This window comes from Actinophytocola sp., assembly GCF_035942955.1.
Taxonomy (GTDB): Bacteria; Actinomycetota; Actinomycetes; order Mycobacteriales; family Pseudonocardiaceae; genus DASYTH01.
Window position 1 is genome coordinate 1 of the sequence record NZ_DASZCQ010000245.1, and the last position, 14008, is coordinate 14008.

The 14008-nt window shown below is 72.8% G+C and carries 13 protein-coding genes; 4 read left to right on the plus strand and 9 right to left on the minus strand.

The annotated features are described in order from the left end of the window. Positions 1 to 50: 50 nt before the first annotated feature. From VGX25_RS25470 to VGX25_RS25480, 3 genes are all read right to left on the minus strand, one after another. Entirely contained in the window at positions 51 to 3770 is a 3720-nt protein-coding gene (locus VGX25_RS25470) for a S8 family serine peptidase (protein ID WP_326920429.1), read from the minus strand. Between the two features lie 58 nt (positions 3771 to 3828). After that, positions 3829 to 4668: a maleylpyruvate isomerase N-terminal domain-containing protein gene (locus VGX25_RS25475; protein ID WP_326920430.1), complete on the minus strand. Its 840-nt coding sequence runs from the start codon at positions 4666 to 4668 to the stop codon at positions 3829 to 3831. A 65-nt stretch (positions 4669 to 4733) separates the two neighbouring features. Beyond that, positions 4734 to 5849, minus strand: coding sequence for a hypothetical protein (locus VGX25_RS25480; RefSeq protein ID WP_326920431.1), 1116 nt, complete (start codon positions 5847 to 5849; stop codon positions 4734 to 4736). A gap of 144 nt (positions 5850 to 5993) precedes the next feature. Here VGX25_RS25480 and VGX25_RS25485 point away from each other — a divergent pair, with 144 nt between their 5' ends. Further along, entirely contained in the window at positions 5994 to 6914 is a 921-nt protein-coding gene (locus tag VGX25_RS25485; RefSeq protein WP_326920432.1) for a PfkB family carbohydrate kinase, read from the plus strand. 120 nt (positions 6915 to 7034) lie between these two features. On the opposite strand, the gene VGX25_RS25490 is transcribed toward VGX25_RS25485, so the two are convergent. The 4 genes from VGX25_RS25490 to VGX25_RS25505 are packed head-to-tail and all read right to left on the minus strand — an operon-like array spanning position 7035 to position 10445. After that, complete coding sequence (locus VGX25_RS25490; RefSeq protein WP_326920433.1) at positions 7035 to 8030, minus strand: SDR family oxidoreductase; 996 nt, start codon at positions 8028 to 8030, stop codon at positions 7035 to 7037. A 4-nt stretch (positions 8031 to 8034) separates the two neighbouring features. Further along, positions 8035 to 8265 (minus strand): hypothetical protein, encoded by a 231-nt coding sequence (locus VGX25_RS25495; RefSeq protein ID WP_326920434.1) that lies wholly within the window; start codon positions 8263 to 8265, stop codon positions 8035 to 8037. A gap of 24 nt (positions 8266 to 8289) precedes the next feature. Continuing rightward, positions 8290 to 9672 carry a hypothetical protein gene (locus VGX25_RS25500; protein WP_326920435.1) on the minus strand — a complete coding sequence of 461 codons (1383 nt, stop codon included), beginning with the start codon at positions 9670 to 9672 and terminating at the stop codon, positions 8290 to 8292. Next, positions 9669 to 10445: an alpha/beta hydrolase gene (locus VGX25_RS25505; protein ID WP_326920436.1), complete on the minus strand. Its 777-nt coding sequence runs from the start codon at positions 10443 to 10445 to the stop codon at positions 9669 to 9671. Before VGX25_RS25505 ends, VGX25_RS25500 begins: the two co-directional genes overlap by 4 nt. A 41-nt stretch (positions 10446 to 10486) precedes the next feature. Between VGX25_RS25505 and VGX25_RS25510 the strand changes: the two genes are divergently transcribed. Continuing rightward, the gene (locus VGX25_RS25510) at positions 10487 to 10873 is read left to right on the plus strand and encodes a DUF5313 family protein (RefSeq protein WP_326920437.1); all 387 of its coding nucleotides are present in this window, start codon (positions 10487 to 10489) and stop codon (positions 10871 to 10873) included. Here the strand turns inward: VGX25_RS25510 and VGX25_RS25515 are convergent. Next, positions 10809 to 11435, minus strand: coding sequence for an endonuclease (locus tag VGX25_RS25515; protein ID WP_326920438.1), 627 nt, complete (start codon positions 11433 to 11435; stop codon positions 10809 to 10811). The genes VGX25_RS25510 and VGX25_RS25515 overlap by 65 nt on opposite strands. A gap of 61 nt (positions 11436 to 11496) precedes the next feature. Between VGX25_RS25515 and VGX25_RS25520 the strand changes: the two genes are divergently transcribed. Then, the gene (locus tag VGX25_RS25520) at positions 11497 to 12501 is read left to right on the plus strand and encodes a DNA topoisomerase IB (RefSeq protein ID WP_326920439.1); all 1005 of its coding nucleotides are present in this window, start codon (positions 11497 to 11499) and stop codon (positions 12499 to 12501) included. Positions 12502 to 12662: 161 nt separating this feature from the next. Next, the gene (locus VGX25_RS25525; RefSeq protein WP_326920440.1) at positions 12663 to 13115 is read left to right on the plus strand and encodes an SRPBCC family protein; all 453 of its coding nucleotides are present in this window, start codon (positions 12663 to 12665) and stop codon (positions 13113 to 13115) included. Here the strand turns inward: VGX25_RS25525 and VGX25_RS25530 are convergent. After that, a partial coding sequence (locus VGX25_RS25530; RefSeq protein ID WP_326920441.1) for an amino acid ABC transporter ATP-binding/permease protein occupies positions 13078 to 14008 on the minus strand: 931 nt, incomplete at its 5' end. The genes VGX25_RS25525 and VGX25_RS25530 overlap by 38 nt on opposite strands.

Genomic DNA, 14008 nt, shown 5'->3' on the forward strand with positions numbered 1-14008 from the left:
GACCCGGCTTCCCTTCTCGGGACGCCGGGTCACCCGACGCGTCCATCCGGTCAGGTAGCCGGCTTGAGCCCGTAGGCCCGCAGCAGCGTCTGGTCGACGCTGTTGCCGGCGTCGTCCGCGGCCCGCACCCGCAGCGAGACCGCGCCCGTGGTGTTCTCGATCCTCGGATGCTGCACGGTGGCCTGCAGCCACCCGGTGCCGAGGTCGACCAGGTCGATCCGCCGCCAGGTGCCGCCGTCGTTGAATGAGACCCACGCCTGGGTTCGGGTGATCCCCGGCCCGGTCGCCCCCGGCACGTAGCCGGCGCGCAGCCGGAACGTGAACGCGGTGCGGTCGGTGGTCCGGTTCAGCTCGTCAAGCGTCAGGTCGACGTCGACCTGGGGCAGCGGCGGACGCTCCACGGTGTCCTTCGCCGGCCGGCTCGAGGAGAACACCCAGGTGGTGAACGTGTCGGTCGAGTACTTCGACCATGCGTTCGCCCGCTTCGCGCTCAGCTCCAGCCGGTACCGGGCCGGGGTGGCCAGCGCCGGGAACGTGTCGAACGGGAAGGTGTCGGTCTCTTTCAGCAACTGCGTGCCGGTGAACAGCTTGGTGCTCAGCACGTCGCCGGTGGAGTTCCAGCCGTAGTGCCCGCCGGAGTCGGAGTGCGGGAACAGGGCCATCGTGAACTCGTCCCCGGTGCGCGAGACCTGATCCTCGAACAGGGCCGACGCCCCTGGCCGCGACACCCGCCCGAACCACGTCTCGGACAGCAGTTGGCGCGGTTCGTACCCGACGTAGGTGCTGCTGAACTCGCCGTCGAACGGCGCGTTCGACCAGGCGATGTGCCACCACCGGGTGTCATTGGCCGACACCAGGTACGTGCGCTGCAGCGGGCGCGGCACGTCCCGCACGAAGCCGACCGAGAACGTCGGCCACGGCCGGGAGATGTGCCGGACGTCGGTGCCGAGCACGCCGGGCACGTCGGCGGTGTACCGCGTGTCGATCTGCGCGGCGGTGCCCCGGTCGACGGTGTAGCTCAGCGCCGGCGGGATCCGCTGCGGCTCAGGCAGCAGCAGGTCGTAGGCGTACGGGCTGACCGCGGTGCCGGAGACCTGCACCCGCACCGGCCCGCGCTGCAGCATGTCCACCAGCATCAGGCCGGGCGCCTGCTCGATGGTCAGGCCGCGGATGGTGACCTCCCCGGGGTTGCCCGCCCCGGCCAGCAGCACTCCCGGCCGGTTGTTGAAGATCAGCGCGGCCCAGGCGCCGGCCTTGGTCGCGTTGGCCACCTTCTCGGCGAAGGTGATCTCACCGCGGGAGATCAGCGCGATCTTGCCCTGGACGTCGCGCCCGGTGTAGTCGGCCGGCTTGCCGAGGCCCACGTAGACCAGCGGCAGGGTGTGCCGGCCGTCGACCGGCACCGCGTTGCTCATCGGCTGCGGGTCCAGCGGGATCTCCTCCGGCCGGGTCACCTTCGCCAGCAGCCGCGGCGCGACCAGGTCCCACTTGCTGTAGAACTCGAAGCCGCCCTCGGTCACCGTGGCGGTGGGGGAGGCGTAGCCGCGGCTGATCGGCGGGCTCAGCGTGAACGAGCTGTGGAAGTTCCGGTCCTCGGAGTCCCGGTGGTAGGACAGCGTGAACGTGGTCGGCGCGGCCGGTTTCGGCGTGTCGAGCGTGATCGGGTTGGCGGTGCGGGCGTCCAGCGTCAGCGCCCGGTCCGCGGTGATCTCCAGCTGCGGCTCGGCCACGGTGGCCACCTCCAGCGCGAAGGTGTTCGCCGCGTCCGCGGTGGCCAGGTAGCCGACCAGGCTGTAGGTGCCGGGCCGGACCCGGAACGTCACCGTGTTGCTGTCCTGGGAGTAGAACCTCTGGGTGAACTGGCCGGTCTGCAGGCTCCACAGCTCGGCCCAGCTGATCACCGCGGCCGGCCGGCCGTCCCTGGCGATCCCGGTGACCGTCAGGTCGTACATCTCCGGCTCGACGTAGGCGCCGACCGAGGTGTGCACCACCACGTCCCCGGCGGTGGCCGTGAGGTAGCCGCCGTACAGGTCGAGCGGCCCGGCGTTCGGGTCCACCGAGACGTCCACCGACGCCGTGCCGCCGGCGGGCACCGTCACGGTCGGGCTGCTGACGGTGAACATGCCGGCCGGCGCCGGCCCACTGTCCTTTCCGGACACATTGAGGGCCAGGTCGAGCGTCAGGTCCGCCGCGGTTGCGTTGGTGTAGGTGACGGTCTTGGTGACCGGCTGCTGGCCGTCGTGCGGGAAGGAGAAGAAGCCGAGGTTGAGCGTGCCGGGGCCGGCGTACACCTGCTGGGCGTGCGCGCGGGCCACGTCGAGGCGGCCGCCGCCCTGCTGGTACACGGTCTGGTCGGCCTTCGTGCTGGCCGTGCTGATCAGCGCGTCCTTGAGCTGCCGGTTGGTGTGCCCCGGGAACCGCTGGGCCAGGATCGCCGCCGCGCCGGCCACGTGCGGCGTGGCCATCGAGGTGCCGTCGAGCTGCTGGTAGGTCTCGTCGACGATCGGGCCGAGGGTGGTGCCCTCCGCGCGGGCGGCCACGATGCCGACGCCGGGCGCGGTGAGGTCCGGCTTGATCCCGAAGTCGCCGAGGCGCGGGCCGCGGCTGGAGAACCCGGCCAGCGCGTCCCGCTTGCTCACCGCGCCCACGGTCAGCGCCTCGTCGGCCCAGCCCGGGCTGGCGATCGTGGACTCGCCGTTGCCGAGGTTGCCGGCGGCCACCACGATCAGCATCCCGGACGACCGGCTGATCGCGTCGACCGCCTCGATCAGCGGATCGTTGGTCCCGTCCGACGGCGACTGGGTGCCCAGGCTCATGTTGGCCACCTCGGCGCCCTGCGCCGCCGCCCACTCCAGTCCCTCGATGATCTGGTCGAACGTGCCGGATCCGTTGCTGTTGAGCACTTTCGCGTTGATCAGCTGCGCGCCCGGCGCCACGCCCCTGCGCGCGGCCGGGGCCGCCTCGCCGGTACCGGCCACAATGGACGCCACGTGCGTGCCGTGGCCGAAGTGGTCGAGCGTGTCGGCGTCGTCGGAGAAGTTCTCCGCGGCGACCACCTTGCCGCCGTCGAGGTCCGGATGGGTGTCGTCGATCCCGGTGTCCAGCACCGCGACCGTGATGCCGGTGCCGTCGAAGCCGGCCGCCCAGGCCCGCGGCGCGCCCACCTGCGGCACGCTGTCGGAGAGGGTGGCCCTCACCGTGCGGTTGAGCCAGATCTTGCGGACCGACTGCGCGGTGGCGGTCACCTCGCCCTCGGCGCCGGCCAGTGACTTCCAGAACGCGCCCGCCTGATCCTTGTGCTCGGCCACCGACCGCGCGTTGATGCTCTCCAGCGTGTGCCGGGCCGTGGTGCCCAGCGGCGCGGCCATGGCCCGCGCGTCGGCCCGCTCGTACTGAACGATCAGGGGCAGCGTGGCGCTGCGCGCGTCGTCGTAGCCGTCGGCCAGCAGCGCGGTGATGTTGAACAGCTCCCCGTCCAACTTGCCGGCCGCCAGCAACGGCATGGCATCCGCCGGAACCACGTAGAGCTGGTCACCCACGCGGCGGCTGGCATAGCTGACGTTGGCCCGCTCGGCGCCCGGCCGCAGCGTGGCGGTCGCGTTGCCGTCGCCGAGCGTCCGCACCTCGACGACGTCCCCGGTGATCAGCGTGACGGTGTGCCGGGTGGCCGCCACCGGCGGCGGGCTTCCCGGTTGGGCCGGGGCCGGCGACGCCACCAGCAGCGCGGCAGTGACCGCGAGTCCCAGCGCGAGTGCAGGGTATGTGCGCATAGATCGACACTCGCACGCCCCCTCGCCCGGCGGAAGCGTCACGTCTTCCCAGTTGGGCCTAGGGCAGGCGCACGGTACGGAGGAAGGTGGGCAGCAACCAGACCCGGCCCCGGACCCTGACCTTGCCGCTGAGCAGAGCGCGCGCCCCGCCGATCCGGTGGAACATCAGGAGGTTCAGCGTCGCCGGATCGAACGACAGCCGGACGTCGGTGGCGCCGCCAGGTTGTTCCACCGTCACCCGGCCCCGGTGCAGCACCAGCGTCACCGCGACGGTGTACGCCGAGCGGAGCTCCACCGCGATGCGCCGCTCCCGTGGTGCCTGGTCGTTGTCCAGCAACCGCCCGACGCCGTAGCGCAGCACCCCGACGAGGAACAGGTCGATGAACAGCCCCGCGTGCGCCGGCGGAATGGCCCACCGGGCCCGCAGTCGCCGGGCGATGTCGCGACCGTGGATGAGCAGCTCGTTGAGCAGGTGCGCCAGAATCCCGGCCAGCGGCACCCGCGACCCACCAAGCCAGGGCACCGGCAGCGCCGGATCGAGCTCGGCGCTGACCCGCAGAATCTCCCTGATATCCGTGCGTAACCCCCGTGCCAGCGCGCCGGGATCCCGCTCGGTGAACTGTCGCAGGGTGAGCTCGTTGAGCACGGCCACGGTGTCCACCGTCGTCGCGGCCACCTGCTCGGCCAGCCCGCCCATCGGCAACGCGCGCTCCCCGCCGCGCGCCAGACCCGTGTACTGGAACGCGATCGCCGCCACATGCGCCGCCGTGTCGGCCACCGACCAATGCCGCGTCGCCCGCGCACCCGGATCGCGCGCCGACTCCACCAGCGCCGCGAACCGCTCCCCGGTCACCTCCAACGCCGCCCGCACCGCATGCCACTGATCCGACGAGATCACGCGTCCAGCATGCCCTACGGCGACGCCCGCCCCTGAGTCGCTCGATCGACAGCCGACGTACGGTCCTAGTCGTGCCGGAGCAGCGCGCCCACGCCGTCGGTGAGCGGGACCGGGTCGCCCAGCTCGGGGGTCTCGGCCAGCAGGTCGGCGCCGACCGCGATGGCGGCCGCGGGCAGGACCTCGTCGGCCCGGCCGGGCGCGCCCTCCGTGGCGCCCATGCTGGACAGCTCCGCCTCCTCCACCGCCACCAGCTGCGGCCGCTGACCCGCCCACACGGTCTTGTCGCCGAACGCGGGGTCGTCGATCACCAGCAGCTCGACGTTGGCCTGGCGGAGCGCCTCGGTGGTGGGGCCGAGACCCTGCACGGCTCGCCCGGCGCCGCGGCCCAGCTCGGCCCGGAACCGCTCCAGCCGCTTGCCGTGCTCGAGCCGCCACTGCTCGGCGACCAGCTCCCGGACGTCGCGCTCGAAGGCGTCCCGGTCGGAGCCCTCGGCCCGCCGGCCGGTGTCCACCTCGGCCGCGATCTTGGCGCACGAGTCGGGCAGCGCCCGCCGCAGCAGGGTGCGCGGCTCGATGTCGCCGGCCAGCACGAGCAGCCGGGCCTTGGTGCGCTCCACGAGCTGCGCCGTCTCCCCGGCCACCTGGTCGATGTTGTGCGTGACGGTCGCGTCGGCGTGCGCCTGCACGGTGCGGTGCGACCAGCCGGCCCCGCGTACCTTGTGCACCGGGTGGTCGCGGCCCTCGACGGTGTACGCGGCCACGGTGGTCCCGGCGCCGTCGACCGCGCGCAGGTCGGCGCCGACCTTGTCGACCAGCACCACGACGTGCGGCACGCACCGCGGCCCGGCGATGACCAGCGGCACCAGGTACGGCAGCGGCGACACACGGGCCACGGGCGCCGGCGGCGGATCGGTCAGGTACTCGTCGACGAGCACGCGGTCGCCGGTGGCGATCAGCAGCCGCCCGGCCCGGCCGATCGCGGGCGGGCGCTCCCGGATGGCCTCGTCGAGCGCGGTCAGCGTGGGCTCGCCCGCGTCCTGCTCGGCCAGCCGCTTGCGCAGCGCGCGCCAGCGCAGGTCGATCTCCTTGCCGGAGTCCTCGGTGTCGTGCGTCGCGTCCAGGTACACCGACGCGAACGGGCCTCGGCCGTCGATCAGGTTGCGCAGGACTGCCCTGTCCACTGCTCCTCCTCCGATAGCCGATCAGATCCGTCACAACTCGGGTACCCCGGGTATCGGTGGTCAACCAGCGAGCGGAGCTTGCGGAGCGAGCCATGGACACTGCCCACCGAGCTTGCGAGATGCTGGAGCGGGTAGTCCACCGGCATGGTGGACGCGGTCGTCGTCGGGCAGATAGCCCGGGATCTGGTGCTGGTGGTCGACGAGGTGCCGGCCGCGGGCGGCACGACGCCGGTGCGCACCCGGCGGGAGCTGCTCGGCGGCAAGGGTGCCAACCTGGCCGTCGCGCTGGCCCAGCTCGGCACGCCGGTGGCCGTGCTCGGCGTGGTCGGCGACGACGAGGTGGGCACGCGCCTGCTCGAGCAGGCCGGGGCCGACCGGGTGGACGTGTCCCACGTCGTCCGGCGGGCCACGACCGGTCTGATCGTCGACATCGTCGACGGCGCGGGGCATTGGCGCTACCTGGAGGATCTTCCCGAATCCGGGCTGCTGACCGAGGCGGACGTGGCCACGGCGCAGGACGTGCTGCGGGCGGCCGTGGTCACCGTGGTTCAGCTGCAGCAGCCGTCGGCCGCGGCGCTGGCGGCCGCGCGCTACGCCAGGGAAGGCCGGGACGGGCTGGTGGTGCTGGACGGCGCGCCGCCGCCGGATGAGCGCCGAACGTCCATATTGGACTTGGCGGACGTGCTGCGGACCGACGCCACGGAGGCGAGCCTGGTGGCCGGGCGCGAGCTGCGCACAGCGGAGGAGGCCGTCGAGGCGGCAGGGGAGCTGCTGCACCGGCACCGGATGTCGCTGGTCGCGTTCGCCGTCGGCGACGGCAACGTGTTCGTCTGGGACGGTGGGCAGCTGGTGCTTCCGTTGGTAGACACCGACGTCGTGGACACGACCGGCAGCGGCGACGCCTTCACCGCGGCGCTGGCCAGCACGCTGCGCCGCGGCCACGAGCCGCAGACCGCCGCGCGGTTCGCGGTGGCGGCGGCCGCGGCCACGGTCGGCCATCCGGGTGGCCGCCCCGAGCTCAGCCCCGACGTGCTCCGCGAGTACCTGAACCGAGTAGGAACCTGAGCACCAGGACCGCTCCGAACAGCACGGCGGCCACCCGGCCGCCCGGGTGGCCGCTGACCACCAGCAGTGCCCGCAGCAGGAGCACAAGAAGGTCCATCATCGACTTGTCTTTCGCGTCGGTCAGCGGCGCACGACCCGCCACACCACGCCGGCCGCCGCCGCGCCGAGTGCCGCGCGCACCAGACCGTGATGCCGCGACAGCGCCTGCTGCGGGCTATGCGATTTTGCCTTGTCGTCGAAGCGGCCCCGGGCGCCGAAGTCGGTGTCGTCGTCGACCGGCTCCCACAGGTTCACCGGCCGGTTCGGCTCGTCCTTTGTGGACGTCTGCTGCGCCTTGTACCCGGTGCGAGCCAGGTAGCGGTCGAGCAGGCCGGGGGCGAGCTTGTTGGCCAGCAGCGTGCCGACCGTGCTGGCCCCTACCCAGTACTCCCGGCGGCGCGGATGGTCGGCGGCGCGCACGATCGCCCGCGCGGCCACGTCGGGCTGGTAGATCGGCGGCACGGGCTGGGCCTTGCGGCGCATACGGGACAGTGCCCAGTCGAACTGCGGGGTGTTCACGGCCGGCAGTTGCACCATGGTCACGCGGACCTTGCTGCCGTCGTGCATCAGCTCGCACCGCACCGACTCGGTGAACCCCTGAATGGCGTGCTTGGCCCCGCAGTAGGCGGACTGCAGCGGTATCCCGCGGTACGCCAACGCCGATCCCACTTGGACGATCGCGCCGCGGTCGCGCGGGAGCATGCGCTGCATGGCGACCCGGGTGCCGTGCACGAAACCCAGGTAGGTCACCTCGGTGACGCGGCGGTACTCGTCCGGCCGGATGGCGACGAACGGCGCGAACACCGTGGCGAACGCGTTGTTGACCCAGACGTCGATCGGGCCGAGCTCGCGCTCGACCCGATCCGCCGCCTCGGCGAGGGCGTCGTGGTCGGCGACGTCGACCGGTACGGCCAGAGCGGTGCCCCCGGCCGCCGCCACCTCCTCGGCGGCGTTGGCGAGCCCCCGCTCGCCCCGGGCGAACAGCGCCACCCGGTCACCCCTGGCCCCGAACAGGCGGGCCGTCGCCCGCCCGATCCCGGCGCTGGCGCCGGTGACCACCACGACCCTCGCGTCCATGGGCTCAGCTGCCGAGCCGCTTGGCGAGGAGCTCCTTGCCCTGCTCGGCACCCTTGCGGCTCTCACCCTGAGCGCGACGGAAGAACTCGGCGAGCTCGGTGTCCCGCTCGCGCTCGGCGTCCTGGATGTAGGTCTCCAGCCGCAACGCGTTGCTCAGGCACTGCTCGACGAACCAGATGATGTTGTAATCCTTGTCCTTCGTACCGGTGACCTGGCCGGTCTCGGTGTTCTGCACAGTTCCTCCTTCTTCTTTCTTGCGTTATGCAGGGTTACCCAGTCGCAGCGTCGGCAACCACCGCATGACCCAGTCCCATGGCGCGCGGGCCGGCGGCGGGTCCACCGTCGCCGGCAGCTTGGCCGCCTCGTCGTGGAACCGGCCGTTGCTGGCGAAGTCCTGGGGATAGGCCGCGCGGTCCACGCCGCAGTACGTGCCCGACCGTCGGGCGTGGCGCAGCACCTCGTCCCAGTCGTCGATGGTCGCCAAACCGATCGAGCGGATGCCGTGGGAGAACAGACCGAGGTGGATCTCGTCGTACGGCTCGGCGGTGCGCAGGTACTCGTCGAGGGTGTCGCGGGCCGGCTTGGTGCCGAACAGCGCCCAGTACGGCACCAGCCCGAGCGCCAGCGGAAGGTGCACGTCGATCAGCACGAACGAGCCGACCAGCAACCGGTCGGCCGGCACGCCGTGCTCGGTGTACCAGGCGCGGTACAGCTCGGCGACCGGGCCGCTCAGCGCGTCGGCGTGCGGGAACGTCAACCGCTCCAGCGCGAAGCCCCGCTGCGCGCACAGCTCGGTCAGATCGGGCAGCAGCGCGGAGTCGAAGCCCCACTCCGCCTCCGGGCTCACCGCGTCCGGCGCCGGCCCGTCCCACGCGAACAGCTCGGATCCTTGCTCGGCAAGGAAAGCGGTCACCCGCTCGCCGCCGGCGGCGTACTCCCGCGCGCTCATGCCGCCGACCGCGCCGTGCTGGAACACCTGCCGCTCGCCGACGGCGGTGGTCGACCAGCGCTCGTCGCAGTCGACCACGACCACCGTGCCGCCGGGCTCGAGGCGTTCGTGCAGGAACCGCCGGTACGCCGCCGGCAATGTCCGGTACTTGAACCGGAAGTAGGCCATGTGCTGGATCATCAGCCGGTCCTGGTTGGCGTCGTGCATGTGGTGCACGACCATGTTCGGGTTGGCCGACGCGAAGGCGTCGCGGGCCGCGGCCAGGTCGACCATGGCCGCCCGGGGCCGGTCGGGATCCAGGCCGGGATGCCGGACCGGAACCAGGAATGTCTGTGGCAGCCAGGGAATCCCGGCCAGCGCGGCGAGGTGCGCGACCGCGCCGGAGGACGAGCCGATCAGCACCGCGGGGTAGTGCCGGCGCGGGTACTGGTTGCAGGCCCAGCGCGCGACCTGCTCGGTGTCGACCTCGCCGATGTGCTTCTGCGGCACCGCTTCCGACCAGCCCGACCAGGTGTAGATCTCCGCCCGTGCCCGTGCCGGCATGCGGTTGACCAGCGGCAGCAGCCGGCTCGCCGTGCGCGCGGCCGGGCCGAGCCCGAGCGCCGGGCTGTCCGCGCCGTGCAGGTGCCTGGCGAGCACCCGCAGGAAGGTGGACGCGGAGTCGAACGAGGCGATCGCCCGGTTCGGTCTCACCGCGCACCCTTCCCCGAGGGGGCGACCTTCCCGGCCAGCTCGCGGATCGGCTCGCGCCACGCCCCGGGGTCGCCCCAGAGGAACGTGTGCGGGCCGGGCACGGTCACCAGCCGGCCGTCGGGGGCCCGCTCGACCAGCTCGCTGGCCCACTGCTCGGTGCACAGCCGGTCGTCCCGGCCGAGGAGCACCAGCAGCGGTTGGGACAGCCGCGGCACGGTGTCCTCGAGGTGATCGCGCAGGTGCACCCGGATCAGGCGGACCAGCTGCCGCGCCCCGGCCCGTTTCCACTCCGGACGGTGGCTTTCGTCGAGACCGGGCATGGGGTACTTGGCGTCGCGCCGCCAGTAGTACAGCGCCCGCGGGAACGAGCGGGCCTTGGGGTCGACGGTGGGGCTGGCCAGCACCACGGCCGCCACCCGCTGCGGCCGGGCCGCGGCCGCGTGGGCGGCCACCTGGGTGCCGCTGGAGTGTCCGATGAGGACGGCCGGGGGCAGCTCGGCCTCGTCCAGCCAGTCGCACACCGCCTCGGCGTAGCCCGGCACGTCAAGCGGGTGCGGCGGGTCGGCGCTGCCGGCCAGCCCCGGCAGGTCGATCAGGTGCACCTGCGTCCAGGTCAGCGCGGCCAGCGCGGGCAGCAGGTAGTCGGCGACGGCCAGGCCCATCACCGCGACCACCGGCGGCGCGTCCGTCGGCTCGCCGAGGACGCGGCTGCGCACCCGGCCGTGCCGGGTATCGGTGAACCGCACCAGGTACTCGTCGGGCAGCCGTGGCATGAAGCCCGTATACCCCGGCTGATGTTGGGTAACCCTTGGTCATGGCTGTTGCCCGACCCGACCCGCTGCACTGGCTGTGGTACGCCTGCGGCGGGCGGCTACCCGGCCGGTACCGGGAATGGGTGCGGCACGATCTCACGGTTCCCACCTGGCGGTGGCGCTATGCGGGCAAGATCCTCGTCCGGGCGGTGCCGTTCCTGGTCGCGGGGTTCGTCGTGCTGAACCTGCTGCCCGGTGTGCCGGCCTGGCTGGCGATGGCGGCGATGGGTTTCGCGCTGCTGTACACCTTCTACTTCACGCTCACGTCGTCCGACGAGTTCCGCAAGGTTCGTCTTGTGCAGCACGGCTTCCCGGCCAGCGCCGCTAGCGCCGCGCAAGGCTCACCCGAGTCAGGGCGGCGGCCAGGCGGGCCTGGTCGTCCGGGCTGACCAGCTTCGCCAGCCGGTCCGGATCGGCTGGCAGCCCGACCTTCTTGGCTCCGACCAGGGCGCGCTTGTCGAAGTACGGGCGCAGCCACGGCCAGACGGCTTGCGCCTCCCGGCAGAAGATCTGCGCCCCGGTGGCGCCGATGCGCGGGAACTCGGTGAGCAGCTGGCGCAACCGGCCGACGTCGCCGTCGGCCTTCTCGGCCAGGTGGCGCAGATCGCCGTGGTAGGTCTCGATGACGCGCTCCGCGGCCTCGCCGAGGTACCGCGCGGTGCTCTCGTCGTAGCGGACGTAGTGCGCCCGGCCGAGCGCGTCGACGCGTTGCTGCCAGGTCGACTCCCGCATCGCCTTGGGCGTACGCCAACCGGCGCGGAACAGCTCGCGGGCCGCGTCCACGGCCAGCTCCGCCTTGATGCGCACGGACAGCAGCGTGGTGAGCACCAGCAGCTGGTACAGCGGCGCCGGCTTGTCGGCCAGCTTGATGCCGGCCTGCTCGGCGTAGGTCGTGCCGCGCTCGGCGAGCAGCTCCTCCACGGTGTTCTTGGTGGCGTTCTTGGTGACCATGGCATTGTCCTCCGCAAACTCGGGTACCCGGGTCATTGCGAGGTACACCCGGGAGGGCGCGATGCGGCTTCGGCGCAGCAAGGTTTCCGGTCCGGGGTTGCGCCGGATCCGGCGCGGGCGCGGGTTCTCCTATGTGGACGCCGACGGCGCGCCGGTGACCGATCCCGAGACCCTGGACCGGATCCGTGCGCTGGCGATCCCGCCGGCCTGGCGCGACGTGTGGATCTGCCCGCAGGCCAACGGGCACATCCAGGCGCTGGGCACCGACGACGCCGGCCGCCGGCAGTACCTCTACCACACCGAGTGGCGCCGGGCCCGGGACGAGGAGAAGCACGACCGGGTGCTGGCCCTCGCGGCGCGGTTGCCCGAGGTGCGGGCGCGGATCCAGGAGGATCTGACCGTCCCGGGGCTCGGCCGCGAGCGGGTGCTCGCCGGCGCGCTGCGGGTGCTTGACCGCGGCGTGTTCCGCACCGGGGGAGAGGAGTACGCCGAGGAGAACGACTCCCGCGGCGTGGCGACGCTGCTGCGCGAGCACGTGCGGCCGCGCGGGGGCGAGCTGCTGTTCGACTTCCCGGCCAAGAACGGAATCGAGCGGACCGTCGGCATCCGCGACCCCGAGCTGACCCGGCTGATCATCGCGTTGCGCCGCGGCCGGGCCGACGGCGAGCGACTCTTCGCATACCGCAACGGAAGCGGTGAACGCCAGGAGCTGCGCGCGCGGGACGTCAACGAGCGGTTCAAGCAGCTCGCCGGCGACGAGTTCACCGTCAAGGACATGCGCACCTGGACGGCCACCGTGCTGGCCGCCACCGAGTTCGCCACCCTCGACCGTCCCACCTCCCAGCGCGCCGCCCGCCGGGTCGAGGCCGCCGTGATGCGCATGGTCGCCGAGCAGCTCGGCAACACCCCGGCCGTCGCCCGCCGGTCCTATGTAGACCCCCGAGTCTGCGCGGCGTTCCAGGAGGGCCGCACCATCGCCGCCGCCCTCGAGGTGGCCGAGACCCTCGACGGCAACGACTCCCGTGAGACCCTCGAGCGCGCCACGCTGGACCTGCTGACCCGGTAAGCGGACGATGGTGGAGCCGTTGTCGAGCCAGGCGGGCGGCGATTCTTCCGTAGTGCGGTCCTGGGCGCCGATCTTCTTCCGGGACGCGACACTGTGATCGTCATCGTGGGGTGCCGTGGAGGTGGAAGGTGGACGCCAGCGCACCGATTGCGACGGGTCGGGTGACGATCAACGTGGCGCCGGAGGAGGCGTATCGGGTGGTGAGTGATCCGACGGTGATGGTGAGGTTCGCCGAGGAGGTGTTCCGGGTTCGGTGGTTGGGCGGGGCCACCGAGGCGGCGGTGGGGGCGCGGTTCAGCGGGACGAACCGGAACGGGTGGCGGCGCTGGGTGACGCGGTGCACGATCACCGACGCGGAGCCGGGGGAGCGGTTCGCCTACGAGGTGAGCACGCCGTTCCGGGTGCCGATCGCCCGGTGGCAGTTCGACATCCAGCCGGCGGACGAGGGGTGCACGGTCACCGAGTCGAGCTGGCTGCGGGTGCCGAGCTGGTTCGTCCCGTTCGCGATCTTCATCACCGGCGAGCCGGATCGCCCGGCGGCCAACAGGTCGCACATCGCCGCGACGCTGGCCCGGCTCAAGGAGCACCTCGAGTCGCGGCGACAGTCGGGGTAGCCAGGTCGACCGCCGGCAGGTCGGGGAAGTCGTCCGGGCGGTGGGTCACGATGAGCGCGGCGCGGTCGGCGGTGAGCGCTTGCAGGTCGGCGGCCAAGGCGGCGGCCGTGGGCCCGTCGAGGTGCGCGGTCGGCTCGTCGAGCAGGACGAAGTGGCGGTCGGCGAGCAGGGCGCGGGCGACGCCGATGCGCTGGCGCTCGCCGCCGGAGACGCCGGCGCCGTGCGCGCCGAGCGGGGTGTCCAGTCCGGCGGGCAGGCCGTCGAGCCAAGCGCCGAGGCGGGCGCGGCGAAGGGCGGTCCGCAGGTCGGCGTCCGTGGCGTCGGGGCGGGCAAGGAGCAGGTTCTGCCGCAGCGTGCTGTCGAACAGGTGGGTGTCCGGGCCGCACCAGGCGAACCGCGCCCGCACCGCGTCCGATGTGGACGCTCGGGTGTCCACCGTGTCCAGCGCGATGCGCCCGGCCGACGGGTCGAGCTGGCGCATGATCGCGGCGAGCGCGGTGCTCTTGCCCGCCCCGGACGGTCCGGTGAGCACGACGCCGCGACGGGCGCCGACGTGCAGGTCCAGTCCGGTGACCGCGTCGGCGGCGGCGCCCGGCCAGCGTACCGACAGCGCCTCGACGGTGAGCTCGGTCGTACCCGAGACGTCCCGCGGGGCAACGGGTTCCGTGATCGGCGTCGGGGTGCGGTCCAGCTCGGCGAGCCGGTGCGCGCTGTGCCGGGCGCCGAGCAGCCGGGCCGCGGCGTCGGGTAGACCGGCGACCAGCTCCGCGGTGGCCAGCGGGGTGAGCGCGAGCACGGCCAGCTCCGGCCCGGGGAGCCGGCCGGCCCGCAGCGCCGCGATACCCATGATCAGGCAGGCGACGGTGCTGGCGCCGATGGCCAGGGTTCCGGCG

Coding starts and splice junctions, on each gene's coding strand:
- VGX25_RS25470 (WP_326920429.1), bottom strand. CDS start 3,770: ATGCGCACATACCCTGCACTCGCGCTGGGACTCGCGGTCACTGCCGCG.
- VGX25_RS25485 (WP_326920432.1), top strand. CDS start 5,994: ATGGTGGACGCGGTCGTCGTCGGGCAGATAGCCCGGGATCTGGTGCTG.
- VGX25_RS25490 (WP_326920433.1), bottom strand. CDS start 8,030: ATGGACGCGAGGGTCGTGGTGGTCACCGGCGCCAGCGCCGGGATCGGG.
- VGX25_RS25505 (WP_326920436.1), bottom strand. CDS start 10,445: ATGCCACGGCTGCCCGACGAGTACCTGGTGCGGTTCACCGATACCCGG.
- VGX25_RS25510 (WP_326920437.1), top strand. CDS start 10,487: ATGGCTGTTGCCCGACCCGACCCGCTGCACTGGCTGTGGTACGCCTGC.
- VGX25_RS25515 (WP_326920438.1), bottom strand. CDS start 11,435: ATGGTCACCAAGAACGCCACCAAGAACACCGTGGAGGAGCTGCTCGCC.
- VGX25_RS25520 (WP_326920439.1), top strand. CDS start 11,497: ATGCGGCTTCGGCGCAGCAAGGTTTCCGGTCCGGGGTTGCGCCGGATC.